This window comes from Caulobacter sp. FWC2, assembly GCF_002742625.1.
In the GTDB taxonomy this organism is placed as follows: Bacteria; Pseudomonadota; Alphaproteobacteria; order Caulobacterales; family Caulobacteraceae; genus Caulobacter.
On record NZ_PEBF01000001.1, the window covers coordinates 72,835 to 98,886 of the forward strand.

Annotated in this window: 23 protein-coding genes, 1 tRNA gene and 1 pseudogene; 15 read left to right on the plus strand and 10 right to left on the minus strand. The window is 67.6% G+C overall.

The window, feature by feature from the left end; genetic code table 11:
- Positions 1-40: 40 nt before the first annotated feature.
- From CSW62_RS00395 to CSW62_RS00410, 4 genes are all read left to right on the plus strand, one after another.
- Entirely contained in the window at positions 41-586 is a 546-nt protein-coding gene (locus CSW62_RS00395; protein WP_199170480.1) for an HAD-IIIA family hydrolase, read from the plus strand.
- Complete coding sequence (gene rfbD / locus CSW62_RS00400; protein ID WP_099575269.1) at positions 583-1,458, plus strand: dTDP-4-dehydrorhamnose reductase; 876 nt, start codon at positions 583-585, stop codon at positions 1,456-1,458. Before CSW62_RS00395 ends, rfbD begins: the two co-directional genes overlap by 4 nt.
- Before the next feature lie 77 nt (positions 1,459-1,535).
- The gene (fsa, locus tag CSW62_RS00405) at positions 1,536-2,189 is read left to right on the plus strand and encodes a fructose-6-phosphate aldolase (protein ID WP_099575270.1); all 654 of its coding nucleotides are present in this window, start codon (positions 1,536-1,538) and stop codon (positions 2,187-2,189) included.
- Between the two features lie 147 nt (positions 2,190-2,336).
- Complete coding sequence (locus tag CSW62_RS00410) at positions 2,337-2,570, plus strand: hypothetical protein (protein WP_099575271.1); 234 nt, start codon at positions 2,337-2,339, stop codon at positions 2,568-2,570.
- A gap of 2 nt (positions 2,571-2,572) precedes the next feature.
- On the opposite strand, the gene CSW62_RS00415 is transcribed toward CSW62_RS00410, so the two are convergent.
- Both CSW62_RS00415 and CSW62_RS00420 read right to left on the minus strand, forming a co-directional pair.
- A complete protein-coding gene (locus CSW62_RS00415) occupies positions 2,573-2,809 on the minus strand; it encodes a hypothetical protein (RefSeq protein WP_143324316.1) in 237 nt (78 codons plus the stop codon).
- Positions 2,806-3,240 carry a MarR family winged helix-turn-helix transcriptional regulator gene (locus tag CSW62_RS00420; RefSeq protein WP_099575273.1) on the minus strand — a complete coding sequence of 145 codons (435 nt, stop codon included), beginning with the start codon at positions 3,238-3,240 and terminating at the stop codon, positions 2,806-2,808. The genes CSW62_RS00415 and CSW62_RS00420 overlap by 4 nt, the downstream gene beginning before the upstream one ends.
- Before the next feature lie 139 nt (positions 3,241-3,379).
- Between CSW62_RS00420 and CSW62_RS00425 the strand changes: the two genes are divergently transcribed.
- The 3 genes and pseudogenes from CSW62_RS00425 (at position 3,380) to CSW62_RS00430 (ending at position 6,079) form a co-directional block, all read left to right on the plus strand.
- Complete coding sequence (locus tag CSW62_RS00425; RefSeq protein WP_099575274.1) at positions 3,380-4,789, plus strand: cystathionine beta-synthase; 1,410 nt, start codon at positions 3,380-3,382, stop codon at positions 4,787-4,789.
- Positions 4,786-4,889, plus strand: a pseudogene (locus CSW62_RS27345) (hypothetical protein); the annotation flags it as partial. The gene CSW62_RS00425 and the pseudogene CSW62_RS27345, both read left to right, overlap by 4 nt.
- A 14-nt stretch (positions 4,890-4,903) precedes the next feature.
- On the plus strand, positions 4,904-6,079 hold the full coding sequence (locus tag CSW62_RS00430) for a PLP-dependent aspartate aminotransferase family protein (RefSeq protein WP_099575275.1): 1,176 nt from the start codon (positions 4,904-4,906) through the stop codon (positions 6,077-6,079).
- On the opposite strand, the gene CSW62_RS00435 is transcribed toward CSW62_RS00430, so the two are convergent.
- Positions 6,009-6,998, minus strand: coding sequence for a mechanosensitive ion channel family protein (locus CSW62_RS00435; RefSeq protein ID WP_099575276.1), 990 nt, complete (start codon positions 6,996-6,998; stop codon positions 6,009-6,011). The two genes, CSW62_RS00430 and CSW62_RS00435, sit on opposite strands and share 71 nt — an antisense overlap.
- 144 nt (positions 6,999-7,142) lie before the next feature.
- On the opposite strand from CSW62_RS00435, the gene CSW62_RS00440 reads away from it, so the two are divergent.
- Complete coding sequence (locus CSW62_RS00440) at positions 7,143-8,303, plus strand: DegT/DnrJ/EryC1/StrS aminotransferase family protein (RefSeq protein WP_099575277.1); 1,161 nt, start codon at positions 7,143-7,145, stop codon at positions 8,301-8,303.
- Between the two features lie 11 nt (positions 8,304-8,314).
- On the opposite strand, the gene CSW62_RS00445 is transcribed toward CSW62_RS00440, so the two are convergent.
- On the minus strand, positions 8,315-9,499 hold the full coding sequence (locus tag CSW62_RS00445) for an MFS transporter (RefSeq protein WP_199170481.1): 1,185 nt from the start codon (positions 9,497-9,499) through the stop codon (positions 8,315-8,317).
- 210 nt (positions 9,500-9,709) lie between these two features.
- On the opposite strand from CSW62_RS00445, the gene CSW62_RS00450 reads away from it, so the two are divergent.
- Complete coding sequence (locus tag CSW62_RS00450; protein WP_233206581.1) at positions 9,710-10,960, plus strand: multidrug effflux MFS transporter; 1,251 nt, start codon at positions 9,710-9,712, stop codon at positions 10,958-10,960.
- Here CSW62_RS00450 and CSW62_RS00455 read toward each other — a convergent pair.
- From CSW62_RS00455 to CSW62_RS00465, 3 genes are read right to left on the minus strand one after another with little or no spacing between them, the layout of a single operon-like run.
- Positions 10,957-12,729 (minus strand): ATP-binding protein, encoded by a 1,773-nt coding sequence (locus tag CSW62_RS00455; RefSeq protein ID WP_099575278.1) that lies wholly within the window; start codon positions 12,727-12,729, stop codon positions 10,957-10,959. The genes CSW62_RS00450 and CSW62_RS00455 overlap by 4 nt on opposite strands.
- 58 nt (positions 12,730-12,787) lie before the next feature.
- On the minus strand, positions 12,788-14,401 hold the full coding sequence (locus CSW62_RS00460; RefSeq protein ID WP_099575279.1) for a cisplatin damage response ATP-dependent DNA ligase: 1,614 nt from the start codon (positions 14,399-14,401) through the stop codon (positions 12,788-12,790).
- A gap of 19 nt (positions 14,402-14,420) precedes the next feature.
- The gene (locus CSW62_RS00465; RefSeq protein WP_099575280.1) at positions 14,421-15,137 is read right to left on the minus strand and encodes a hypothetical protein; all 717 of its coding nucleotides are present in this window, start codon (positions 15,135-15,137) and stop codon (positions 14,421-14,423) included.
- Between the two features lie 103 nt (positions 15,138-15,240).
- Here CSW62_RS00465 and CSW62_RS00470 point away from each other — a divergent pair, with 103 nt between their 5' ends.
- On the plus strand, positions 15,241-15,675 hold the full coding sequence (locus CSW62_RS00470; RefSeq protein ID WP_369827405.1) for a PaaI family thioesterase: 435 nt from the start codon (positions 15,241-15,243) through the stop codon (positions 15,673-15,675).
- Here the strand turns inward: CSW62_RS00470 and gltB are convergent.
- Entirely contained in the window at positions 15,672-20,195 is a 4,524-nt protein-coding gene (gene gltB / locus CSW62_RS00475; RefSeq protein ID WP_099575282.1) for a glutamate synthase large subunit, read from the minus strand. The two genes, CSW62_RS00470 and gltB, sit on opposite strands and share 4 nt — an antisense overlap.
- An 18-nt stretch (positions 20,196-20,213) precedes the next feature.
- Complete coding sequence (locus tag CSW62_RS00480) at positions 20,214-21,662, minus strand: NAD(P)-dependent oxidoreductase (RefSeq protein ID WP_099575283.1); 1,449 nt, start codon at positions 21,660-21,662, stop codon at positions 20,214-20,216.
- Between the two features lie 244 nt (positions 21,663-21,906).
- On the opposite strand from CSW62_RS00480, the gene CSW62_RS00485 reads away from it, so the two are divergent.
- Positions 21,907-22,710, plus strand: a complete 804-nt coding sequence (locus CSW62_RS00485; protein ID WP_099575284.1) for an undecaprenyl-diphosphate phosphatase — start codon at positions 21,907-21,909, stop codon at positions 22,708-22,710.
- A 79-nt stretch (positions 22,711-22,789) separates the two neighbouring features.
- Here the strand turns inward: CSW62_RS00485 and CSW62_RS00490 are convergent, their stop codons facing one another.
- A complete protein-coding gene (locus CSW62_RS00490) occupies positions 22,790-23,749 on the minus strand; it encodes a complex I NDUFA9 subunit family protein (RefSeq protein ID WP_099582115.1) in 960 nt (319 codons plus the stop codon).
- 168 nt (positions 23,750-23,917) lie between these two features.
- Between CSW62_RS00490 and CSW62_RS00495 the strand changes: the two genes are divergently transcribed.
- From CSW62_RS00495 to CSW62_RS00510, 4 genes are all read left to right on the plus strand, one after another.
- Positions 23,918-24,004 (plus strand) — tRNA-Leu (locus tag CSW62_RS00495).
- A gap of 156 nt (positions 24,005-24,160) precedes the next feature.
- A complete protein-coding gene (locus tag CSW62_RS00500) occupies positions 24,161-24,778 on the plus strand; it encodes a ribonuclease D (protein WP_099575285.1) in 618 nt (205 codons plus the stop codon).
- Positions 24,745-25,407 (plus strand): LPS export ABC transporter periplasmic protein LptC, encoded by a 663-nt coding sequence (gene lptC, locus CSW62_RS00505; RefSeq protein WP_099575286.1) that lies wholly within the window; start codon positions 24,745-24,747, stop codon positions 25,405-25,407. Before CSW62_RS00500 ends, lptC begins: the two co-directional genes overlap by 34 nt.
- Before the next feature lie 62 nt (positions 25,408-25,469).
- On the plus strand, positions 25,470-26,042 hold the full coding sequence (locus tag CSW62_RS00510; RefSeq protein WP_199170482.1) for an LptA/OstA family protein: 573 nt from the start codon (positions 25,470-25,472) through the stop codon (positions 26,040-26,042).
- Positions 26,043-26,052 lie beyond the last annotated feature (10 nt).

Here is a 26,052-nt window from a genome sequence, read left to right on the forward strand (position 1 = left end):
GACGTGGTGTTTCGCCGCCGCTCGGAGTAGTGCTCGCGCCATGACCAGCCCTGCCGCCCTCCCTCCCCTGAAGGCCGTGTTCCTGGATCGGGACGGCGTGCTGAACGTCGACCACGGCTATGTCCACGACCCTGCCAAGCTTGACTGGATCGACGGCGCCCGCGAGGCGGTGGCGGCGATGACCCAGGCGGGGCTCAAGGTGCTGGTGGTGACCAACCAGTCGGGCATCGGTCGCGGCTATTTCGACCAGACGCAGATGGACCGGTTCCATGCCGCCATGCAGGACCAACTGGCCGAGCGAGGCGGTCGGATCGACGCCTTCTATCACTCGCCGTTCCACGAGACGGCCGTCGTCGAAGAATATCGGGTGGCCGACCACCCGGACCGCAAGCCCAATCCCGGCATGATCCTGCGCGGCCTGGCCGACTGGGCTCTCGCGCCGGACGAGGCGGTGATCATCGGCGACCGTCATATCGACGTTGAGGCCGGAGCCCGTGCGGGCCTGCCGGGCTATCTGTTCAAGGGCGGCAATCTGAGAACCTTCGTCGGCCAGGTGTTGGGCGACCGGGTTCCCGCCCTGAAATGAAGATCCTGCAGTTCGGCCGAACGGGTCAGGTGGCCACGGCGGTTCAGGTCGCCGCCCACGGGCGAGCAGACATCGTCGCCCTCTCCCGCGCCGACTGCGATCTCGAAAATCCCGAGGCCGTCCGCGCCGCGATCCTGGCCGCCGACTGCGACCTCGTGCTCAACGCCGCCGCCTTCACCCAGGTCGACCCCGCCGAGGCCCGGCCCGACGAGGCCTTCGCGGTCAACGCCACGGCGCCCGGCGTCATGGCCGCCGCCTGCGCCGAGCGGGGCCTGCCGTTCGTGCATCTGTCGACCGACGCGGTGTTCGACGGCCTGACCGATCGCCCCTATGTCGAGACCGATGAGGCCAGGCCGATCAATGTCTACGGCCGTTCAAAGCTGGCCGGCGAGCGGGCGGTGCTGGCCTATCCCCGGACGACGGTGCTGCGGATCTCGTGGGTCTTTTCCAGGTATGGCCGAAACTATGTGAGCTTCATGCTGCGCTTGGCGCGTGAGCGCGAGGTGCTGAAGATCGTCGCCGACCAGTTCGGCTCGCCGACCGACGGTGAGGCCCTGGCCGATTTCCTGGTCGCGACCGCGCCGCGCTGGGCGAAGGCGCCCGCCGAGGACCCGGCGTTCGGTCTGTTCCACTTCGCCAATCCCGGCGAGGCCAGCCGTTTCGACTTCGCCCAGGCCGCGATCGACCGCGATCCTCACGCCAGGGCGCGCCTGGAGCGCACGAGCCAAGCCGCGTTCGCCGAGCCGGCCCCGCGTCCGCCGCGCTCGCCGCTGGACACGGGCAAGCTCCAGGCGGTGTTCGGCTTCACGCCCGAGCCTTGGCGGAGCGCTGTCGAGCGGACCGCCGATCGGCTGGTCGCGACCGGTTTCTAGGCGTGGATGCTGGCGCCGGCGGCCCCATCGCGATAAACCCACGCCCAACTTCTCCATAAAATACAGCGCGAGCGACCATGCAGATCTTCCTCGACAGCACCGACACCAAGGTGATCGCCGACCTGGCCTCGACCGGCCTGATCGACGGCGTGACCACCAACCCGACCTTGATAGCCAAGTCGGGCCGCCCGATGCTGGAAGTGATCGCCGAGATCTGTGACATCGTCCCGGGTCCGATCAGCGCCGAAGTGGCCGCGACCACGGCCGACGCCATGATCGCCGAAGGCCAGAAGCTGGCCAAGATCGCCCCGAACGTGGTGGTCAAGATCCCGCTGACCCGCGACGGCCTGATCGCCTGCGCCGCCTTCGCCGACGAAGAGATCAAGACCAACGTCACCCTTTGCTTCTCGGCGACCCAGGCCCTGCTGGCCGCCAAGGCCGGCGCGACCTACATCTCGCCGTTCATCGGTCGTCTGGACGACTACGGCTTCGACGGCATGGACCTGATCCGCGACATCCGCGCGATCTATGACAACTACGGCTACGAGACCGAGATCCTGGCCGCCTCGGTTCGCAACGCCGCCCACGTCAAGGAAGCCGCCATCATCGGCGCCGACGTCGTGACCATCCCGCCGGCGGTGTTCGCCGAGCTATACAAGCACCCGCTGACGGACAAGGGCCTGGAACAGTTCCTGAAGGACTGGGCCTCGACCGGCCAATCGATCCTCTAGGGACTATCCTGTGAGCGCTTTCCCGGGCGGGGTTTCACTCGCCCGGGAGGCGATCAAGTGATCACAGTTTATTTCGCAGGAGCGAAGTTGGTTCGCAAATGCGAACTCGTGCGTTAAGTCTTGGTCCGTCCACAGAGGGCCACGCACATGGTTCCGACCGTCGCTGAGACCGAAGTCCGCCTGGCCGGTCCCGAAGAGGCCGACCGCTTCTCGCGATTCCTCCACGGGTTCCTGTCGGCCAACGACTTTCCCTTCGTCATCGTTCACGACGCGCCCGAGTTCCTGGGTCAGCGGCGGCGGGTGGTGTTCGAGGACGCCCATCTCTCCCGAAAATTCGCCAGCGAGTGGCTGAACCAGCGCGGCGCCGTCGGGACCGCCTGAACCTAGGCCTGAAGGCGCGCTCGCACGTCCGGGTGGTCCTTCCACGCCGGCATCTTCGACATGTAGGCGATGGTCTCGGTTTCGGCCTGGGCGCGCGGGCTGCCGCGCCGCTCCTGCCATTGCACCATGCGCTCGAAGCGGGTCGGGAAGTCCTGCAGGGCGCCGCTCTCGTCGACGCAGTACTGGCAATAGGGACCGGACTCGATCGGCATGCCGCAGCTTTCGCAAGCGTGGCTCATGGGCGGGCTCCTCTCAGTTGGGCGGCGAACGCCCGGAAATGATCGATCAGCGCCTGGCGCTGCTGGGGTGACAGATGGGCGCCGGCGGCGGCCAGCACGTCGAGATCGAGGACGTTGCGACTCTCGATCAGGGCGGCCTGGCCGGCGTCGGTCAGCCAGATCAGGCTGCGGCGGGCGTCGGCCGGATCGCGGTCGCGGGTCAGCAGGCCCTTCTCGACCAGATGGTCGACCATCTCGGTCAGGGTGCTGGGCGCGCGGTCGACATGGCGGGCCAGCTCGCCGGCGGTCAGCGGCCCGGCGGCGGCCAGGTGATCCAGCAGCGCCACGGTCTCGGGCGACAGCCGTTCGCGCTTGTCGCGCACGCGGCGGACGGCGGCCCGGTAGGTCGCGCGGAACAGATCCTCGAACTCGGCGGCGAAGGCGTTGGTCATGGAACGAGGCTAAAAGGGGTACGATCCTTCGTAAATCCCGAACGAACCCCCTATATCCGACGGCCCTGGCCCTCTTCCCTTCGTTCGAAAAACAGGCCTAGCTGGGGGAAATCGTTTCACCAGGCTGCGGAGCTGCGCCATGAACGACCTCAAATCGGGCCATCCCCAAATGGGACTGCCCCCTATTGCCGGTTCCGCCCTGGACCTGATCGGCCGCACGCCCATGGTCGAGGTCAAGCATCTCGACACCGGCCCCTGCCGGCTGTTCCTGAAGCTCGAGAACCAGAATCCCGGCGGTTCGATCAAGGACCGCGTCGCCCGCTCGATGATCGAGGCGGCGGAAGCCGACGGCCGGCTGAAGCCCGGCGGCACCATCATCGAGGCCACGGCCGGCAATACCGGTCTCGGCCTGGCGCAGGTCGCCACGATGAAGGGCTACAAGCTGATCCTGATCGTCCCCGACAAGATGGCGCGGGAGAAGATCCTGCACCTGCGGGCCATGGGCGTGGACGTGCGCCTGACGCGCAGCGACGTCGGCAAAGGCCACCCCGAATACTACCAGGACATCGCCCAGACCCTGGCCCAGTCGATCCCTGGGTCGCTTTACGCCAACCAGTTCGAGAACCCGGCCAACCCGCTGGCGCACGAGACCACCACCGCGCCCGAGATGCTGACCCAGATGGAGGGCGATATCGACGCCATCGTTGTCGGGGTGGGCTCGGGCGGCACGCTCACCGGCATCGGCCGCTACATGAAGGCCCACTCGCCGAAGACCAGGATGGTGCTGGCCGACCCCGTGGGCTCGATCCTGCGCGACTATGTCGAGACCGGGACCTTCGGCGAGGCCGGCAGCTGGATCGTCGAGGGCATTGGCGAGGACTTCATCCCCGACAACGCCCAGATGGATCTGGTCTCCCAGGCCTATTCGATCAGCGACCGCGAGAGCGTCGACACCGCCCGCCTGCTGCTCAAGAAGGAAGGCCTCCTGGCCGGCTCCTCCTCGGGCTGCCTGCTGGCCGCCGCGCTGCGCTATTGCCGCGAGCAGACCGAACCCAAGCGCGTCGTGACCTTCGTCTGCGACACGGGCGGCAAGTACCTGACCAAGATGTTCAACGACTTCTGGCTGGCGGCGCATGGCTTCGACGGTCGCGAGCTGCACGGTGACCTGCGCGACCTGATCGCCAAGCGCTACGCCGAGGGCGGGGTGATCGCCATCGGACCCGACGACACGCTGCTGACCGCCTACAATCGCATGCGCTCGTCCGACATCAGCCAACTTCCGGTGGTCGATCACGGCAAGCTGGTCGGCATCCTCGACGAAAGCGACGTCCTGGCCGCGGTCGAGGCGGGCGACGAGGCCCCTCGCTTCAAGACCCTGGTCGGCGTGGCCATGACCCGCGCGGTCAACACCCTGCAGGCCCATCAAAGCGTCGATGACCTGCCCGAGGTGTTCGATCGCGACGAGGTGGCCCTTGTGGTCGACGGGGAGGAGTTCCTAGGTGTCATCACCCGCGTCGACCTGATCAATCACCTGCGCCTGAGCGCCTGACGCTCCGGCGCACCAACCTCGTCCTTCGACAAGCTCAGGATGAGGTTGTTGAATGACATGCAGTAGACCTCACCCTGAGCCTGTCGAAGGGCGAGGGCGGCCCAAGGACTTTCCATGACCGACACCCCCGGCAAGAACCGCCTGGACTTCGCCACGCGGACCATCCACGGCGGCCAATTCCCCGACCCGACGACCGGCGCGGTGATGGTGCCAATCTACGCCACCTCAACCTACGTCCAGTCGAGTCCCGGTGAGCACAAGGGCTTCGAGTACAGCCGCAGCCACAACCCGACCCGCTTCGCCTTCGAGCGCAGCGTCGCCGACCTTGAGAGCGGCGCGGCGGGCTTCGCCTTCGCCTCGGGCCTGGCGGCGGCCTCGACGATCCTGGAGACGCTCGACAGCGGCGCGCACGTGATCGCCAGCGACGACCTCTACGGCGGTTCGTTCCGGCTGTTCGACAAGGTGCGCAAGCGCTCGGCCGGCCTGACCTTCAGCTTCGTCGACATGGCGGACCTGGCGGCCGTCGAGGCGGCTATCACCCCGGCGACGCGGATGATCTGGGTGGAAACCCCAACCAACCCGATGCTGCGCCTGGCCGACCTCGCGGCCATCGCGGCCCTGGCCAAGACACACAACCTCGTCACCGTCGCCGACAACACCTTCGCCAGCCCCTTCATTCAGCGGCCGCTGGAGCTGGGCTTCGACATCGTCATGCACTCGGCCACCAAGTACCTGAACGGGCACTCAGACGTGGTCGCGGGCGTGGCGGTGGTCGGCGACAATGCCGAGCTCGCCGACAAGATGAAGTTCCTGCAGAACGCCGTCGGGTCGGTCCTGGGACCGTTCGACAGCTTCCTGGCGCTGCGTGGGGTCAAAACCCTGGCCCTGCGCATGCAGCGCGCCTGCGACAGCGCGCTCGAGATCGCCCGGTGGCTGGAGCAGCACCCGGCCATTGAGCGGGTCATCTATCCGGGTCTGGAAAGCCACCCGCAGCACGACCTGGCGAAGCGCCAGATGATCGGCGGCTTCGGCGGCATCATCTCGGCCGAGCTCAAGGGCGGTCTGGCGCCCGCGCGTCGGATGCTGGAGCGCACGCAACTGTTCACCCTCGCCGAGAGCCTGGGTGGGGTCGAGAGCCTGATCGAGCATCCGGCGATCATGACCCACGCCTCGATCCCGGCCGATCAGCGCGCGACCCTGGGCATTTCGGACGGGCTGATCAGGCTTTCGGTGGGGATTGAGTCTTGCCGGGACCTGATTTCCGACCTCGACGCGGCTTTATCAGGCTGAGCAGGTGATGATGTTCGCCCTCGCCCGGCATGGCGGGTGAGGGGTCCTTGGCCTTGGTCGGGCGCGGCGGCGGCAGGTCGTCGCGGGCGGGGTCCTCGGCCAGCAGGTGGGCGGCCAGCATCAGGTCGGTCTTGACCGGGCCGAAGTCGGCCGCTGCCGTCCAGACGCGGATCGCGGCCTGTGCGAAGGCTTCCGACAGGTCGACGACCTCGATCATCACCGCCGGGTCCTTGCGGATGCGCGGGTCGCTCTCGGCCCGTTCGCGCAGGCGCTTGAGGACCATGACGAGATCCGTCTTCAGCGGGACCTTGAACAGCACATCCGCCCGCCGGCTGCGGTGGGCCGAGTAGTTCAGGATCACGTCGCCGAAGACCTTGCTGTTGGGGATGATCACCTTGACGTTGTCGGGGGTGGCGATTTCGGTGAACAGCAGGTCCAGCGACTTGACCGTGCCGTTGCGGGTCGAGGTCTCGATGACGTCCCCGACCTTGTAGGGGCGGAACAGCAGGATCATCACCCCGGCCGCCACGTTCGAAAGCGCGCCCTGCAAGGCCAGGCCGATGGCCAGGGACGCCGCGCCCAGCACCGCGATGATCGAGGTCGCCTGCACGCCTAATTGCTGCAGCACCGCCACCAGACCGACGGCGATCACCGCATAGCGCACCAGCGAGGCGCCGAAGCTCTCCAGCGTCGGATCGGGATTGTTCCGATGCACGCGGCCGAGGCCCCGGCGAACAACGCCCGCGGCCCAGCCCGCCACCCAGAAGGTGACCAGCAGGATCAGGGCGGCGACCACCAGGTTCACCGCCAGCTTGCCCAGCCAGTCCAGGAAATGTCCGAACATGGTCTCGTCGGCCTTCACGTTGGCGAGCGACGGCAGGGACGTATCCGCCGGGATGATACTGGGCTTGGTCTTCATGGAGTTCTCGATAGGCGCCCCCGCCGTGTTCGGTCAACGACAAGGCGCGCCGACGGTTCCGCTTGATCGCCCTTGTGGCGAGGAAACAGTCGGTTACATCAATTGGCTCGAAATCGCCGTGAACCGACACTAGAGGCTGCGCCCATGAGCATGCCCTTCATCGACCTCGCCGCGCAGCAGCGCCGGATTCGCGACAAGATCGACGCCGCCATCGCCAAGGTGCTGGACAGCGGCGCCTATGTCATGGGCCCGCAGGTTCGAGAGTTGGAGGCCAAGCTTGCCGAATTCGGCCAGGCCAAGCTGGCCCTGTCCTGCGCCAACGGCACTGACGCCATCGCCCTGCCGCTGATGGCCTGGGGTGTGGGCCCGGGCGACGCGGTGTTCTGCCCGTCCTTCACCTTCGCCGCGACGCCGGAAGTCGTGCCGTGGGTCGACGCCACCCCGGTGTTCGTCGACGTGCTGCCCGACACCTACAATCTCGATCCGGCCAAGCTCGAAGCCGCCATCGCCGGCGTGAAGGCCGAGGGCAAGCTGGTCCCCAAGGTGGTGATCGCCGTCGACCTGTTCGGCCAGCCCGCCGACTATCCGGCGATCAAGGCCATCTGCGATCGCGAAGGCCTTAAGCTCATCGCCGACAGCGCCCAGGGCTTTGGCTGCACCCTGAACGGCCAGCATCCGCTGCACTGGGCCGATGTGGCCACCACCAGCTTCTTCCCGGCCAAGCCGCTGGGCTGCTATGGCGACGGCGGGGCGGTGCTGACCAACGACGCCCGCCTGTGGGACCTGATGGACAGCTACCGCGTCCACGGCAAGGCGGTCGGTCCGGACCTCGAGGGCAAGACCTTCGACCACGACCCCAAATATCTGAACCCCCGCATCGGCATGAACTCGCGCCTCGACACGATCCAGGCGGCGATCCTGATCGAGAAGCTGGCCATCTTCGCCGAGGAGATCGCCCTGCGTCAGGTCGTGGCCGACCGCTATGCCGAGGGCCTGAAGGGCGCGGTGCTGTCGACCCCGGCGGTGATCGACGGCGGCGTCTCGGTCTGGGCCCAGTACGTGATCGAGCACGCCAACCGCGATGGCCTGGCAGCCCACCTGAAGACGCAAGGCGTGCCGACGGCGGTCTACTATCCGGTCCCCATGCACGTGCAGGCGCCGTACGCGGCCTTCCCGCGCGGCGCGGGCGGCCTGCCGGTGACGGAGGCCAAGGCCGAAACCGTGCTGGCCCTGCCGATGCACCCCTATCTGGGCGAAGCCGACCAGCAAAAGATCATCGACGCCATCCGCGCCTTCAACGGCTAGGCCGAGGTCGCTTAAGCCGCCTTCAGAGCCCGGCGACGCAGCAGATTCACCGCCTGCAGCGCCGTCGCCGCGGCGGTCAGGGCCATGCCCATGGCGCAGACGCCCGTCCAGCCCATCGATGTCCAAAGGGTCACGGCGACGGCCGAGCCGATCGCGCCGCCCACGAACATGCCGCCCATGAAGACGGTGTTCAGGCGAGCCCGGGCCTCGGGCCTCAGGGCGTAGACGATGTGCTGGTTGGAGACGAGGGCGCTCTGGATCGCGAAGTCCAGCAGGATCACCCCGACGATCAAGCCCGCGATCCCGCCCCAAAGGCCGAAGATCAGCCACGAAACCAGGGCTAGGGCCGCCCCCAGCATGACGACCGGCCGCGGGCCGCGCTTGTCGGCGATGCGTCCGGCGATCGGCGCGGCCAGGATGCCGACGGCCCCGATCACGCCGAACAGGCCGGCGATGTCCGAGCCCAGGTGGAAGTCCTGCAGATGCAGGGCCAGCACCGTCCAGAAGGCGGTGAAGGTGGCGAACAACAGGGCCTGGGTGGCGACGGCCAGCCGCAGCGAACCGAACTCACGCCACAACTTCTCCAGCGAGATCAGCAGGCGCCCGTAGGAGAGGTCCGACTCCGGGTGGCTGCGCGGCAGCTTCAGGGCCATCCAGCCGCCGGCCGCCAGGGCCACCGGCGCGGCCAGCCAGAACATCATCCGCCAGCCGTAGTGAGCGCCGACGAAGCCGGCCAGGGTTCGGCTCAGCAGGATGCCGCACAGTAGGCCGGCCATCACCGTGCCGACCGTCGCGCCGCGCTTCTCGGGCGGGGCCAGGTGGGCGGCGAACGGCACGATCTGCTGGGCCACCGTGGCGGCCGCGCCCAGCAGCAGCGAGGTCAGGATCATCAGTCCTGCGGTCGGGGCCAGGGCCGTGGCGACAAGGGCTAGGGCCAGCACCAGGAACTGCACCACGATCAGCCGTCGCCGCTCGACCAGATCGCCCAGCGGCACCAGCAGGAAGAGGCCCGCCGCGTAGCCCGCCTGGGTCGCGGTTGGGATCATCGCCGTGACGCCGCTGGGCAGGTCCTTCAGCATCAGGCCCAGCATCGGCTGGTTGTAGTAGAGGTTGGCGACCGCCAGGCCGGTGGCCGCCGCCATGGCCAGGGTCAGGCCGCGGGTCAGGACGCCGTCAGCGGGTTTGTCGTGGGTCATCGGAGCTCCGGGAGCGCAGCGCCAGGCGCGCTCGAACAAGACATTCGCGGGGCCTGATATAAGGGCGGGTGCGGCGGCTCACGACCTATATCAAGGGATGAGGCGCCGACCGCAGGTTGGCGCGATAGACTAGGGGGCCTATATCCGCCCGATACGTTTCGCCGGGTCCTGTCCGATCATGAGCGGGGCGACAGCCCCAGGGACAATCCGATGTCAGACACCGCGCCGTCGCCGCACCCCGGCATGGGCTTTGGCCAGTTCGTCGCCCTGATCGCGGCGATGATGGCGACCAACGCCCTGGCCATCGACTCGATGCTGCCGGCCCTGCCGCACATCGGCGAGGCGCTGGGTATCCAGGACCCCAACGCCCGCCAGTGGGTGATCACGTCCTATCTGCTCGGCTTCGGCGTTGCGCAACTGGCCTACGGCTCGCTCGCGGACCGCTATGGCCGCAAGCCGGTGCTGATGGTCGGGCTGACGCTCTACACGCTCTTCGCGGCCCTCTGCGCGTTCTCAACCTCCTTCGAGATGCTGCTGATCGCACGGTTCCTGACCGGCCTGGGCGCGGCCTCGACGCGGGTGCTCTCGGTGTCGATCGTCCGCGACTGCTACGCCGGCCGCCAGATGGCGCGGGTGATGTCCCTGGCCTTCATCGTCTTCCTGGCCACCCCGATCATCGCCCCGTCGCTGGGCCAGGCGATCATGCTGTTCGCCTCATGGCGCTGGATCTTCGGCGTCCTGTCGATCTTCGGCCTGATCGTCATGGCCTGGGCGGCGATCAAGCTGCCCGAGACCCAGCATCCGGAAGACCGCATCCCGATCTCGGTGGCCGGCGTCACCTCGGCCTTCAAGGTCGCCCTGACCGACCGCATCGCCATGGGCTACACGATCGCCGCCGCCCTGGTGCTGAGCGGCCTGTTCGGCTTCCTCAACTCGGCCCAGCAGGTGTTCGCCGAGGTGCTGGGCGCGGGCGACATCTTCCCGCTGATCTTCGCCGCCATCGCCGGGACCATGGCGGTCTCGTCGCTGTTGAATTCGCGGATCGTCGAGAAGCTGGGCATGCGCAAGGTCTCGCACTGGGCGCTGATCGGCTTCATCGTCTTCGCCGGCGCCCACGCCGTGATCGCCATCACCGGCCACGAAACTCTGTTGAGCTTCTCCCTGATGCAGGCCGCGATGATGTTCTGCTTCGGTCTGGTGATGTCGAACTTCGGGGCCATCGCCATGGAACCGCTGGGCCATGTCGCGGGGGCCGCCGCCTCGATCCAGGGCTTCATCACCACGATCGGTGGGGCGCTGTTCGGCTTTCTCATTGGGCAGATGTTCGACGGCACGACGGTGCCGTTGACCCTGGGCTTCATGGGTTTCGGTCTGGCGGGTCTGGTGACCGTGCTGGCCACCGAAAGGGGCAAGCTGTTCCAGACCGGCGCACCGGCCCCCGCCCAGGCCGCCGTTCACTAGCTCAGGCGGCTTGCTTCGGCCAATTCCGGGGGCTTGGCGCGGTCCAGCGCCGCGTAGAGCGCCCTGATGTCCAGGGGCTTGGCCAGCCAGTCCGTCATGCCGGCGTCGTGGCAGGCCTGGACCTCGTCGTCGGCCACGCCGGCGCTGAAGCCGATCACTGGCGTGTCGTGGTTCAGGCCGCGGCCGGCTCGCAGGCGACGCGTGGCCTCGCGACCGTCCATCCCCGGCATGTTAACGTCCATCAGCACGACGTCGAAGGCCTGGGCCTCCAGATGCCTCAGCGCCTCCAGCCCGTCCGAGGCGGTGGTCAGGTCGACGCCAAAGGGCTCGAGCACCAGGGCCAGGGTCCGGCGATTGACCTCGTGGTCGTCGACGGCGAGGATTCGCAAGGTCCCGATGTCCGGCGCCGCGCGCTCGGGCTGAGCGGCGGGACGAGGGGTGTCCTGTTCCTGGCCGGCGGGCAGGACCAGAACGAGGCGAAAGATCGCGCCGCGTTCAGGACCGGCGCGAGCATCCAGCTCGCCGCCCATCAGCCGCGCCAGCTGGCGACTGACGGCCAAACCCAGGCCCGTGCCGCCATAGGTCCGCGCGGTCTCCTGCGAGGCCTGAGCGTAGGGGGTGAACAGCCGACTCATGGCGTCGTCGGCTATGCCGGGGCCATTGTCCTGGACCTCGATCGTCATCCGCACCCGGCCGTCCTCGGACGGTTCGGCGCAAAGTCGCAATTCGATGACGCCGTTCTCGGTGAACTTCACGGCGTTGGACAGCAGATTGTTGAGGATCTGCCGCAGACGGAAAGGGTCGCCGCGCACCCAGGCCGACGGCTGCTCGCCGGGCGGCTCGCGCAGGACAAGGCCTTTGGCGCGGGCGTTGGCGCTCCAGAAGCGGGTCGCGTCGCGGATCGCGCCCAGGGCGTCGAAGTCGCGATCCTCCAGGCTCATGGCCCGGGCCTCGATCTTGGCCTGGTCCAGCATGTCGGTCAGCAGCCCGGTCATCAGATGGCCGGCATCGACGATCAGCTCGGCCGTGGCGTGAGTCTGCGCCGGGTTGGTTCCCGCGCGGATCATGTGCGCTCCGGCCAGGATCGCCGACAGCGGCGTGCGCAGCTCGTGGCTGACGATGGCGGCCATGGCGGCGCGCTCCGACAGGGCCTCCTCCGTCTGAACCCGGCGGCGGTCGGCCTCTTCGCGGGCGGCGACCACGGCGCGGCGGTCGTTGTGCATGCGGCCCCAGATCGTGTGGACGGCCAGCATGAAAAAGCCGACGCAGACCGCCAGGATGGTCACCTGTTCGTGGGCGGACCCCCAGGCCAGGGCTGGCATGGCCGCCATGCTGAGCGCATACGGCGTCGCCCCCAGATAGAACAGCGGCCGGCTGTCGACGCCCGAGGCGACATTGTTCAGCGCCCCGCCGACCAGGACCATCAGGGCCAGCGCCATCAGCGGCGGCTGTCCGCTCTGCCAGAAGATCAGCACCGCGCCAGCGTGGACCGTGGCCATCGCCACCATGGCCACCAGCATCAGCAGGATCCGCGCTTCCACATGGCGTTCGGGAAAGCGGCCCTTGGCGAATGGACGCACGGCGACGAACTCCAGCGCCTGAACCGAAAGGCTGGCGACCAGCCACAGCGGGATCAGGTCGTCGCGGCCAATCAAGCTCAGCGCCCAGCTCAGCAGCCCGGTCAGGCCGATGCGGGAATAGACCTGGCGATAGCGCTCGGTGGCGTTGACCCGCAGATGGGGCAGCAGGGACGCGAGAAAGGGGGACATCGGCGTACTCCTTGCAAACTTGCGTAGGGGTACATGGCAAACGAGAGGTGAACGCCGATCACGGTTCCAGCATGGCTTCCAGTGTTTTGAGTTCATCGGCCTCTCGCGAAGGCTTGTCCCATCGGATGCGGTTGATGCGCGGGAAGCGCATGGCGACGCCCGACTTGTGCCGGGTCGAGCGTTGCAGGCCCTCGAAGGCGACCTCGAACACCAGGCCGTGCTCCAGGTCGGCCCGCACCGAACGCACCGGCCCGAAACGCTCGATGGTGTGGTCGCGGACGAACTTGTCGATCAGCTTCAGCTCCTCGTCGGTGAAGCCGAAATAGGCCTTGCCGACCGGGGTCAGGGCGCGGCGGCCCTCTTCGTCCTCGCGCCAGACGCCGAAGGTGTAGTCGGAATAGAAGCTGGAGCGCTTGCCGTGGCCGCGCTGGGCGTACATCAGCACCGCGTCGATCAGGTGCGGGTCGCGCTTCCACTTGAACCAGGGCCCCTTGGGCCGGCCCGGCTCGTAGACGCTGTCGCGGCGCTTCAGCATCAGGCCTTCAGAGAGGCGTGCGTCGCCCTCGGGCGGATCCAGGCGCAGGGCGGCCAACTGTTCCCAGGTCTCGAAGGGCTGGAGAGGCGACAGGTCGATGCGGGGCGTCGTCAGCCGCGCCACGAACGCCTCCAGTCGCGCCCTGCGCTCGACGAAGGGCAGGGACCGCACATCCTCCTCGCCGTCCATCATCAGGTCATAGGCGCGGATGCCGGCCGGGAAGCTGGCCAGCTGCTTGCTGTCCACCGTCTTCCGGTTCAGCCGCTGCTGCAGCTCGCCGAACGGCGCCAGGGCGCCGTCGCGCAGAACCAGAAGCTCGCCGTCGATCGCGCCTTCGAAGTCCAGCGCCTCCACCACATCGGGAAAGCTGGCCGAGATGTCGTCGCCGGTGCGGGTATAAAGCCGCCGTTCGCCGCGCTCGCTGACCGCCTGGACACGGATGCCGTCCCACTTCCATTCAGCCACGTAGGCGGCGGGGTCCAGCTTGGCGAAGTCGACGGCCTCGTCGATCGGCTGGGCCAGCATCACCGGCCGGAAACGTCCCGGCGCGTCGGGCGACGGGCGCTCGGAGCGGCCTTCCAGCCAGGCGAAGAGGTCGCCATAGGGCGGGCTCATCGCGTGCCAGACCTCCTCGATCTCGCCGATCTCGACGCCGCCGAAATTGGCGCAGGCCTGCTTGGCCAGGCGCGAGGACACCCCGACCCGCAGGCCGCCGGTCATCAGCTTCAGCAGCGCCCAGCGGCCGTCTGGATCCAGGGCGTCCAGCCAGCCCTCGATCAGGCGCTGGACCTCCGGGCGGGAGGCCGAGTGCAGGGCTTCAATGACCTCGGACAGTTCCGGCGGCCGGTTGGCGCCCGGGCGCGTCGGCCAGACCAGGGCGACGGTCTCGGCCAGGTCCCCGACATAGTCGTAGGACCAGGCGAACAGCTGGGCGTCCATCCGCGCCTCGACCGCCTTGCGGATGAACGCCGGCTTGGCGGCGTTGAACGACAGCGCTCCGGTCAGCGCCGCCAGGGCATAGCCGCGATCGGGGTCCGGCGTCTGGCGCAGATGGTCGGCGATCAGGGTCAGCTTGGCGTTGCGCGAGCTGGTCAGGGACAGCCGGTCGAGCAGGTGGGCGAAGGCGCGCATGGACATGGAACGCAGTTCGCTTCTTTTAGCTCGCTCGAGTTTCGTCCAGCTGGCCCAGGATCATGATCTTCTGCCAGATCTTGCGCCCCAGGTCCGAGGCCAGGGTCTCGATATCGTTGACGGCCGCGATGATGACCGGGTCGTCGCTCTCGCCGGCATAGAGGGCGGCCAGCTTGGCGGTCAGGGCCAGCATCTCGGCGCAGTAGTCGAGATAGCGCGAGAGCTGAAAGCTGGTCATGTCGCGCTTGGGCGAGTGGCGGGTCGCCGGACCCAGGATCACGGTCGGATCCTTGGTCAGCTGATGCATGTCGATGACGTGGCAGAACGAGCGCAGCTCGTGCAGGGCTTTCTGGACTCGCTGCTGTTTCCAGCGCCGCTCCAGCGAGGCCAGGAACCAGGCCGCCGCGCCGGAGAGCAAGGCGAGATTGGCCGCCGACTCCAGGCCTTGGGCCAGGCCGAAGCCTTCCTTGGCGCGAACGACCGCGCTCCAGTCCAGGCGCCAGGCAAGCATGATCTCCAGGGCGATCCCGCCCAGGACGATCAGGGTCACCATCAGACGCAGGACCAGATAGGGCCGGGAGATCCGGCGCGCGTGGGCCGCCGTGCGCTGGCCGGTTTCGCTGAGACGGCCGCAGACCTCAGCCAAGCCCGAAGCCGGGAAGCGTTCGGCCACGCGGGCGTAGAGGTTGTCGAGCGTCTCGACCACCTTGCTCGCGTCCAGCTTCTGACGATCCCTGGCCATGCCGCGCCATAGCGCAGGTTCATGACCGCTCGCGCAAGGGGAGGAACGGTGTTAGATTAAAACAATCGTTTGAATTCGCGTCAGGAAAGCAAAGAAGGCGATCATGGACGACACGATTCCCGAGGGCTTCGGCCCTCATGTCCGCAAGAGCCCGCTGACCGATCCCTGGGAGCCGCTCTATGCCCGCCAGGCCTCGGACCGGCTGGTGCTGGGTGTCCGCGTGCGGCCAGAGCACTGCAATTCGCGGAACATGCCGCACGGCGGCTTCCTGGCGGCGCTGGCCGACAACGCCATGGGACTGTCGCTGGGCGTGAACCTGGCCGCCGCGCGACAGCCGGTGGGCGGTCTCGTGACCGTGTCGCTGACCGTGGACTATCTGGGCTCGGCCAAACTCGGGCAGTGGCTCGCGTTCGACACCGACTTCGTCAAGCTGGGTCGCTCGATCTGCTTCGCCGAGGCGACGGTGCGCGCGGACGGGGCTCCCATCGCGCGCGCCCGTGCAACCTTCAAGGTGCTTGAGGCTAAAGCCACCGCTTAAGCCCGTTCGTGCACCGCTTCCTCGGCCGCCAGCGGCTGGGGCAGGCGGCTGATCATTTCCTTCGGGCAGACCTGCCAGAACTGATCCCGCACCCGGTCCCAGTCACGCAGCAAAGCGGCCGCGAACACCGAGTCCGTCTCGCGGGCGTGCTCGGCGATCAGCGAGCGCAGCACGCCCTCCCAATAGGGCGAGGCCAGGCGCTGCACGACAATGCTGTCGGGGTTGATATTATCCTCGAAGCGGTCGTGCTGGTCGAGCACGAAAGCCATGCCGCCGGTCATGCCCGCGCCGAAGTTGCCGCCCGTCGGACCCAGGATCACCACCTGGCCGCCGGTCATGTACTCGCAGCCGTTGGCGCCGCAGCCCTCGACCACCGTGGTGGCGCCCGAGTTGCGGACCGCGAAGCGCTCGCCCGCCTGGCCCGCCGCGAACAGCCGGCCCGAGGTGGCGCCGAACAGCACGGTGTTGCCGATCAGGGTGTTGGTCTCCGGCGCCGCCAGGCCGCGCGCGGGCTTGATGACGATCGTCGCGCCCGACAGGCCCTTGCCGACATAGTCGTTGGCCTCGCCGGTCAGCTCGATGCGCAGGCCTTGGACGGCGAAGGCGCCCAGGCTCTGGCCGGCCGAGCCCTTGAGCTGTACGGTCAGGTGACCCGCAGGCAGGCCCTTCATCCCGAACTTGCGGACGATGTGGCTGGAGGTGCGCGTGCCGATGGTGCGGGCGGTGCTGCGGACCGTGTAGGTCAGCTGCATCTTCTCGCCGCGTTCCAGCAGCGGCGCGGCGTCGCGGACGATCTGGGCGTCCAGCGTGTCCGGCACCGCATTGCGCCCGACGACCGTGTTGTAGGGCTTGTTCGCGCCCGGATCGGCGCGGACCAGCAGCGGGTTCAGGTCGAGGTCGTCGAGGTGCTCGCCGCCGCGGCTGACCTGCGCCAGCAGATCGGTGCGGCCGACGATTTCCTGGAGGCTCCTAAAGCCCAGGCCCGCCAGGATCTCGCGCACTTCTTCAGCGACGAACGTGAAGAGGTTGATGACCTTGTCGGGCGTGCCGGTGAACTTGGCGCGCAGGGCCTCGTCCTGGGTGCAGACGCCCACCGGGCAGGTGTTGGAGTGGCACTGGCGCACCATGATGCAGCCCATCGCCACCAGCGAGGCGGTGCCGATGCCGAACTCTTCGGCGCCCATCATCGCGGCGATGACGATGTCGCGACCCGTGCGCATGCCGCCGTCGGCCCGCAGAACGACGGAGTGGCGCAGGTTGTTCAGCGTCAGCACCTGGTTGGCTTCCGACAGGCCCATCTCCCACGGACCGCCGGCATATTTCACCGAGGTCTGGGGCGAGGCGCCCGTGCCGCCGACGCCGCCGGCCACCAGGATCACGTCGGCCTTGGCCTTGGCCACGCCGGCGGCGATGGCGCCGATGCCGGTGGCCGCGACCAGCTTGACCGTGACCCGGGCGACCGGGTTGATCTGCTTCAGGTCGTAGATGAGCTGGGCCAGGTCCTCGATCGAATAGATGTCATGGTGCGGCGGCGGGCTGATCAGCATCACACCAGGCGTCGCGTGACGCAGGCGGGCGATCATCTCGGTGACCTTGAAGCCGGGCAGCTGACCGCCCTCGCCGGGCTTGGCGCCCTGGGCGACCTTGATCTCCAGCTCGACGCACTGGTTCAGATATTCTGCGGTGACGCCGAACCGGCCCGAGGCCACCTGCTTGATGGCGCTGTTGGGGTTGTCGCCGTTCGGCAGCGGCTTGTAGCGCGCGCTGTCCTCGCCGCCTTCGCCCGAGACCGACTTGGCCCCGATGCGGTTCATGGCGATGTTCAGGGCGCCGTGGGCTTCTGGGCCGAGGGCCCCGAGGCTCATGCCGGGCGTGACGAAGCGCTTGCGGATCTCGTTGACGCTCTCGACGTCGTCGGTCGAGATCGGGTTGCGGTCCGAGCGCCAGTCCAACAGGTCGCGCAGCTGGATCGGCTTCTGCGTCCGCAGACCGTTCGACCAGCGGCGATAGAGCTCGTAGTCGCCGGTGTCGCAGGCCGTCTGCAGGGTGTGCATCAGGCGGGCTTCGAAGGCGTGGGCCTCGCCCGAGCGGCGCGCCTTGTAGAGGCCGCCGACCGGCAGGGTGACGGCGGTCTCGCCCCAGGCCTTGCGGTGCAGCTCGACCGTCTTGCTCTCGATGCCGGCGAAACCGATGCCCGAGATGCGCGAGGGCATGCCGGGGAAGAACTCGGCGGCCAGGGCGCGCGACAGGCCGACGGCTTCGAAGTTGTAGCCGCCGCGATACGAGCTGATGACGCTGATGCCCATCTTGGAGATGATCTTCAGCAAACCAGCCTCGATGGCCGTCTTGAAGTTGATGCAGACGTCGCGCAGCGACTTTTCGCCTAGCAGACCGCGCTCCAGGCGATCCTGGAAGCTCTCCTGCGCGAGATAGGCGTTGACCGCCGTCGCCCCGACCCCGACCAGCACCGCGAAATAGTGGGTGTCCAGGCACTCGGCCGAGCGGACGATGATCGAGACGTAGCTGCGCAGGCCTTTGCCGACCAGATGGGCGTGGACGCCGCCGGTGGCCAGGATCATCGGCAGGGCGACGCGGTCCTCGGCGCTGGCCTCGTCGGTCAGGACGATGGCGCCGCAGCCGCGCAGCACGGCGTCCTCGGCCTCGGCGCGGATACGGTCGAGATTGGCGCGCAGGGCGTCGCCGGCCCGGGCCTCGGCGGCCGGCAGGGGCATGGTGCAGTCGATGACCGCGACGTTCTTCTCGCCCAGCAGGCCGTGGATCCGCTCGTACATGCCGGTGGTCAGCACGGGGCTTTCCAGCACGTAGACATCCGCTTGCGCGGCGTCCTGGGCCAGGATGTTGCCGAGGTTCTTGAAGCGGGTCTTCAGGCTCATCACGCCGGTCTCCCGCAGGGGGTCGATCGGCGGGTTGGTCACCTGGCTGAAGTTCTGGCGGAAGTAGTGCGACAGCGGACGGTACTTCTCCGACAGCACCGCCAGCGGCGTGTCGTCGCCCATCGAGCCGACGGCTTCCTTGCCCTCCTCGACCATGGGGGCCAGGACCATTTCCAGGTCTTCCAGGCTGTAGCCGGCGGCGGCCTGGCGACGGGTCAGCTCTTCACGGCCGTACTTGCGCGGCTCGGGGCCTGGGCCGATCTGCTTTTCGAGATCGACCATGTTGCCCAGCCACTCGGTGTAGGGGTGGCGTTCGGCCAGCTCGTCGATGATCTCGTTCTCGCCGTACAGCCGGCCCTCAGCGAGGTCGATGGCGATCATCCGGCCCGGCGAGATGGCCAGCTTGCGGGTGATGCGCGCTTCCTCGACGCCGCACATGCCGGCTTCCGAGCCCATGATCACCAGGCCGTCGTCGGTATAGGCCACGCGCAGCGGGCGCAGGCCCGAGCGGTCCTTGCCGGCCACGACCCAGCGGCCGTCGGTGGCGCACAGGGCGGCCGGACCGTCCCAAGGCTCCATCACGGCGTTGCAGTAGGAGTAGAGCGCCTTGTGGGCGTCCTTCATCTTCGGGTTAGCGGCTTCCGGCACCAGCAGGGCCTTGGCCATCGGCGCGTCACGGCCGGCGCGCACCAGCACCTCGAAGGTGTTGTCGAGGTTGGCGCTGTCGGAGCCGCCCGGCTGGATCACCGGCTTCACGTCGTCCCCGAACTCGCCGAAGGCCTGGGCGGCCATCTTGATCTCGTGGGACTTCATCCAGTTGACGTTGCCCTTGATCGTATTGATCTCGCCGTTGTGGGCGAGCATCCGGAAGGGCTGGGCCAGGCGCCATTGCGGGAAGGTGTTGGTCGAATAGCGCTGGTGGAAGATCGCCACGGCGGCGGCGAAGCGCTCGTCCTTCAGGTCGGGATAGAACTCGTCGATGTGCTCGGCGAGGAACATGCCCTTGTAGATCAGCGACTTGGCCGACAGCGAGCAGATGTAGAAGTCGCTGATGTTCTGGGCGTGGACGCGCTTTTCGATGCGCTTGCGGCACAGGAACAAGGCGCGCTCCAGCGCCTCGCCTTCCAGGCCGGCCGGACCGGCCAGCATGATCTGCTCGATTTCCGGACGGGTGGCGTTGGCCTTTTCGCCGATCACCGAGGTGTCGACCGGCACCTGGCGCCAGCCATAGATGTAGAAGCCGAAACGCAGGGCCTCGGCCTCGACGATCGTGCGGCAGGCCTCCTGGGCGCCGAGATCGGTGCGCGGCAGGAAGATCTGGCCGACGCCGATCGGGCCCGAGCGCAGGGCGTGGCCCGTGCGGCGCACCTGGTCGATGAAGAAGTCCTGCGGGACGCTGACCAGCACGCCGGCGCCGTCGCCGGTCTTACCATCGGCGTCGATGGCGCCGCGGTGCCAGAGGGCCTTCAGGGCCTTGATCGCCAGTTCGACGACTTCGCGGCGCGGCTTGCCGTCGATGGCGCAGACCAGGCCCACGCCGCACGCGTCGCGCTCGGTCGAGGGGTCATAGGCGTGGCCGTCGATGAGGGCCTGGCGGTTCTTCAGATAGAGGTCCATCTCGCTCATGGTTCTAGATCCTCTCTCTTATTCCGCCGCGATCAGCGCGGGCGCGCCGACCTTGGCCAACAGGTAACGGTGGATGGCGTCGGCAGCGTCGCGGCCGTCCTTGATCGCCCAGACGACCAGCGAGGCGCCGCGGACGATGTCGCCGGCGGCGAACACGCCGTCCAGATTGGTCATCTGGTTGCGGACGTCGGCCTTGACCGTGCCCCAGCGGGTGACCTTCAGGTCCGGCGCCGACCAGGCCTCGGGCAGGTTCTCCGGCTCGAAGCCGAGGGCCTTCAGCACGAGCTGGGCCGGACGGTCGAAGTCGCCGCCGGGGATCTCCTCAGGGCTCTGGCGACCCGAGGCGTCCGGCGCGCCCAGGCGCATGCGGATGGCGCGCACGCCGGTGACGGCTTCGGCTTCGCCAGACAGGGCGCGCGGGGCGGCCAGCCATTCGAAGGTGACGCCTTCTTCCTCGGCGTTGGAAACCTCGCGCATCGAGCCGGGCATGTTGGCCTTGTCGCGGCGATAGAGGCAGGTGACCGAGTTGGCGCCCTGGCGAATGGCGGTGCGGACGCAGTCCATGGCGGTGTCGCCGCCGCCGACCACGACCACGTCCTTGCCTTCTGCGTTCAGCTCGCCGGAGTCGTAGGCCGGCACGCTGTCGCCCAGGCCCACGCGGTTGGAGGCGATCAGATAGTCCAGTGCGGGGGCGACGCCCTTGCTGCCGCCGCCCGGGACGGTCAGGTCGCGCGCGGCATAGACGCCGACGGCGATCAGCACCGCGTCGTGCTTCTCGCGCAGGTCCTCGAGCGTGGCGTCCTTGCCGACCTCGAAGCCAAGCTTGAAGTCGACGCCGCCGTCGGCCAGGCGCTGGGTGCGACGCTCGACGACGTCCTTCTCCAGCTTGAAGCCGGGGATGCCATAGATCAGCAGGCCGCCGGCGCGGTCGTGGCGGTCATAGACGGTGACGTCGTAGCCGGCCTCGCGCAGCTTCTCGGCGGCGGCCAACCCCGCAGGTCCAGCGCCGATCACGCCGACCGACTGGCCGCGGGCTTCGCCAGCGACGAGCGGCTTCACCCAGCCCATCTCCCAGGCCTTGTCGGTGAGGTAGCGTTCGACCGAGCCGATCGTCACGGTGCCGTGACCTGATTGCTCGATAACGCAATTGCCTTCGCACAGGCGGTCCTGGGGGCAGATCCTGCCGCAGACTTCCGGCATGGAATTGGTCGCCTGCGACAGGGCGTAGGCTTCTTCCAGGCGGCCCTCGGCCGTCATTCGCAGCCAGTCGGGGATGTTGTTGTGCAGCGGGCAGTGGGTCTGACAGAACGGCACGCCGCACTGCGAACAACGCGAGGCCTGTTCGGTGGCCTTCGCGTCGATGAAGTCGGCGTAGATCTCGTGGAAGTCGCCCGAACGTTCCGCAGCCGCGCGCTTTTCAGGCGTGGTGCGGGCCACCGTCGTGAATTTCAGCATGCGTTCGGCCATGCGACTTCCCTCGTCTCTCTCCCAATGGCGTCATTGGCGGGAGAAAAATTGCTCTCGCGGGCCTAATACGGACTCTTTCGGGCAAGAAGAATGTCATGGTCAAATAAGTAGACCTATATATCCGTGTTGAGGGTGGGGTCTTTGAGATCGACTCGCAAAGCGCCTCCAAACTAGTCCACTTTGTGGATTTACGACCTATTTACCGTGTCGGGCGCAGGCCAGTACGGGGTTTTGGAGCCGAACGATGCCTGACTGGTTGAGCGCGATCATTCTGGGTCTGGTCGAGGGGCTGACGGAGTTCATTCCCGTCTCCTCGACGGGCCATCTGTTGCTGGCCAAGGAAGCCATGGGACTGAAGGACCCGTCCTGGGACACCTTCATAGTCCTGATCCAGCTGGGCGCGATCCTGGCGGTGGTCGCCCTCTACTTCCAGAAGCTGTGGGGTGTGCTGATCGGCCTGCCGACCAGGCCGGAGGCGCGCCGCTTCGCGCTCAGCGTCATCGTCGCGGTGATCCCGGCCTTCGTGGCGGGCTTGGCTCTGCACGACGTGATCAAGAAATTCCTGTTCGAGAGCCCGCTGATCATCTGCTGGTCGCTGTTGATTGGCGGGATCATCCTGCTGTTCATCGACAGAAAGGCGCCGCCGGCCGTCGATCACGACGCCATGAACCTGCCGCTGCACAAGGTGCTGATCGTCGGCCTGTTCCAGTGCCTGTCGCTGATCCCGGGCGTCTCGCGTTCGGGCTCAACCATCGTCGGCTCCATGCTGTTCGGCATCGAGCGCCGGGCCGCGGCCGAGTTCAGCTTCTTCATGGCCATCCCGATCATGGTCGGGGCCTTCGCCCTGGACGTCTACAAGAACCGCGACGCTCTGGACGCCGGCCATATCGGCATCGTCGGGATCGGCTTCGTGGTGTCTTTCCTGTCGGGCCTGGTGGTCGTGAAGTACATGCTCGACTTCATCGGCAAGCGCGGCTTCGCCCCGTTCGCCTGGTGGCGGATCGTGGTCGGGATCGGCGGCCTCGCGGTGCTCTACCTGCGCCCCTGAGGCGGCGACAAAGCGAACAAGGAAAAGGGCGGGCGCCTCGCGGCGTCCGCCCTTTGTCGTTTTTATTGGGCGTGAAGCCCTAGAACGCGCCCGCCGGGGTCTCGGCGTACTGGCCGCCCTTGCGGTAGCGGTAGAGGTAGGTCGGGACCACGGCCTCGACGCTCGTGCCGACCACGCCGGCTTCGGCCAGGCCCGGCAGGCCGTTCTGAGCGACGTTGTCGGTCTTCAGCATCTCGACCTGATCGCTGGTCAGCGGCGGCGGCAGGACGCCCGCGACGAGGTCGCCTAGCGACCCGATCAGCCCGGCGATGGGCCAGGGCACGGGGATCAGCGGGCGATTGCGCCCGGTCTCGGTGAGGATCAGCTCGAGGACCTGGCGCATCGTGTAGACCGTTGGCCCGCCCAGTTCGTAGGTCACGCCGGCGGCGGCCGGGCTGGCGACCGTCTTGGCGATCACGGCGGCGACGTCACCGACGAACACGGGCTGGAAGCGCGTTTCGCCGCCGACCAGCGGCATCACCGGCGCCAGGGTCGCCATCTGCGCGAAGCGGTTGAAGAAGTCGTCCTCGGGGCCGAACACGATGGAGGGGCGCACGATGGTCGCGCTCGGGAAGGCCTCGCGCACGGCAGCCTCGCCTTCGCCTTTCGAGCGGGCGTACTTGGCGCTGGCGTTCACGTCGGCGCCGATGGCGCTGACATGGACAAGTCGCGTCACGCCGGCCTTCGCGGCGGCCTCGGCGACGTTGCGCGCGCCCATCGTGTGGACGGACAGGAACTTCTGGCGACCGCTCTCGAAGAGCACGCCGACCAAGTTCACGCAGCCCTCGGCGCCGTCCAGCGCGCGGGCGACCGAAGCCGGGTTGCGGACATTGGCCTGGACCACTTCGATCTGGCCGACGTCACCCAGCATCCGCATCTTGTAGGCGAGGTTGGGCTGGCGCACGGCCACCCGAACGCGATGGCCCGCCTTGGCGAGCGCCCGCACGACCTGGCCGCCCACGAAACCGGAGCCGCCGAACACCGTGACCAGACCTTGCATCTTCATTCCTCGTCGCATGCGATGACTCTACCGCGATACCGGGGGAATTAGACGACTGAGCGCGGCTTCGCAATGAAATCGCGACTTATCGATTTTTGTCTGTTGACGGCGTCAGAAGCTTTCCCTAAACGTCCCGGCCTCGCAGCGACCTACCCGGTTGCGCAGCGGGCCCAGGTGGCGGAATTGGTAGACGCGCTGGCTTCAGGTGCCAGTGACCGAAAGGTCGTGGAGGTTCGAGTCCTCTCCTGGGCACCACCCCTTAACTGAGCTTCTTTCGGGAAGCAGGGGTGGCGCCAAAAAATCCTCCGGGATGCTAATTCGTTCATCGTGAGTATAAGTGTCGCGCGTTCCACTCGGACGCGTGGTTGAACGCGCTCGCGCGGGCGCGATGTGATCGCCGGAGTTTGAGACTTGGCTAATTTCGTTCACGAGGGCGACCTGCCCGATGGCGTCTTCGCCGGCGACAGCGTCATCGCCATTGATTCGGAGACCATGGGCCTGCGCCTGGGTCGCGACCCGCTGTGCGTTGTCCAGCTGTCGTCGGGCGACGGCGACGCGCACGTGGTGCGCCTGAATCGCTCGACCTACGACTGCCCGAATCTGAAGGCCCTGCTGACCGATCCGGCCGTGCTGAAGCTTTTTCACTTTGGCCGCTTTGATATCGCCATGTTCGAACTCCATCTGGGTGTGGTGACCGCGCCCGTCTACTGCACCAAGATCGCCTCGAAGCTGGCTCGCACCTACACCGACCGCCACGGCCTGAAGGACGTGACGCGCGAGTTGCTGGGCGTCGAACTGTCGAAGGTGCAGCAGTCTTCGGACTGGGGCGCGCCCTCGCTGAGCGCCGACCAGGTGGCCTACGCCGCCTCGGACGTGCTGCACCTGCACGCCCTGCGCCTGAAGCTGAACGCCATGCTCGAGCGCGAAGGCCGCATGGCCCTGGCGCAACACGCCTTCGACTATCTCCCCCACCGCGCCTCGCTCGACCTGGCCGGCTGGGAGGAGATGGACATCTTCGCCCACAGCTGACGGACACGATGCACCCGACCGCGGTCATGACCGGACGAACGATGAGCGCCGACCTCGCGCGCTGGCGTCGCCGCTCGCGCCGCGTTCTGGCCGCGCGCATCCTCCTGCCGGCCGCGATCGCGGGTCTGCTGCTGATCGTCGCCTCGCAGGTTGGTTGGCGCACCTACATGTCGGCCACCCATCCGCCGACGGAGGCCAAGACCGAGATCCGCCTGATCACGCCGCGCTTCTATGGTCAGTCGACCGATGGCCGCAGCTTCATGATCACCGCGCGCTCGGCGATTCGCGACGACAACGACCCACGCCGCATCATCCTGGACGAGCCGGCCCTGACCCTGGACCTGGGCTCGCCGACGCCGACGCGGATGACCGCCAAGCACGGCGTCTATCGCCAGGACAATTTCGGCCTGAACCTGAAGGACGACGTCCGCCTGGACGACGGCACCGGTTACCGCTTCGCGTCCGAGGAGTCGTTCGTCGACACCAGGAGCGGCGACGTCACCGGCGAGACGACAATGAACGGCGAAGGCCCTAGTGGGCAGGTGCAATCCAACGCCTACTCCGTATATGACAAGGGCGATCGCGTCATCTTCCGGGGTGGGGTTCGCGCCCGGTTCGAACGGCAGTAAAGAAGATCAATGGCGCAGGTTCGCTCAAAGGGCGGACCGCGACGGATGAGGACATGGTTCTGATGAAGCGACGGACGGCGGCGGCGGTGACGACCGCGTTGATCCTTGGTGGGCTTGGGGCCGGCGGTGGCGCCTACGCCCAGGATTCGAGCGCGCCGGTCGATGTTTCCGCCGACAATCAGGAAACGATCAACAGCAAGTGCATCACGATCTTCACGGGAAACGTGGAGATCCTGCAGAACCGCTCGCGGCTGCGCGCCCAGAAGGTGACCATCTACAGCGCCCGCAAGGCCGGGACGACCGCTGATGGGGCCAATGCCTGCGGCGCGGCCCAGCGCATGGAAGCCGAGGGCAGCGTCTACATGGTCAGCGACACGCAGACCGCCCGCGGCGACCGCGCCGTCTATACCTTCGACAACAACATCGCGATCGTCACCGGCGACGTGGTGCTGGTGAAGGGCAAGGATGTGGCGCGCGGCGACAAGCTGACGGTCAACACCAAGACCAACGACGCCAAGCTGGAATCGACCCCCTCGAACAAGGCCTCGCAGCGCCGCGTCCGTGCGGTGTTCTACCAGGACGACAAGAAGAACGACGCGCCGGCCGCGCCCGCCCAGCCCGCCGCGCAGCGCTAGGATCCGCGTT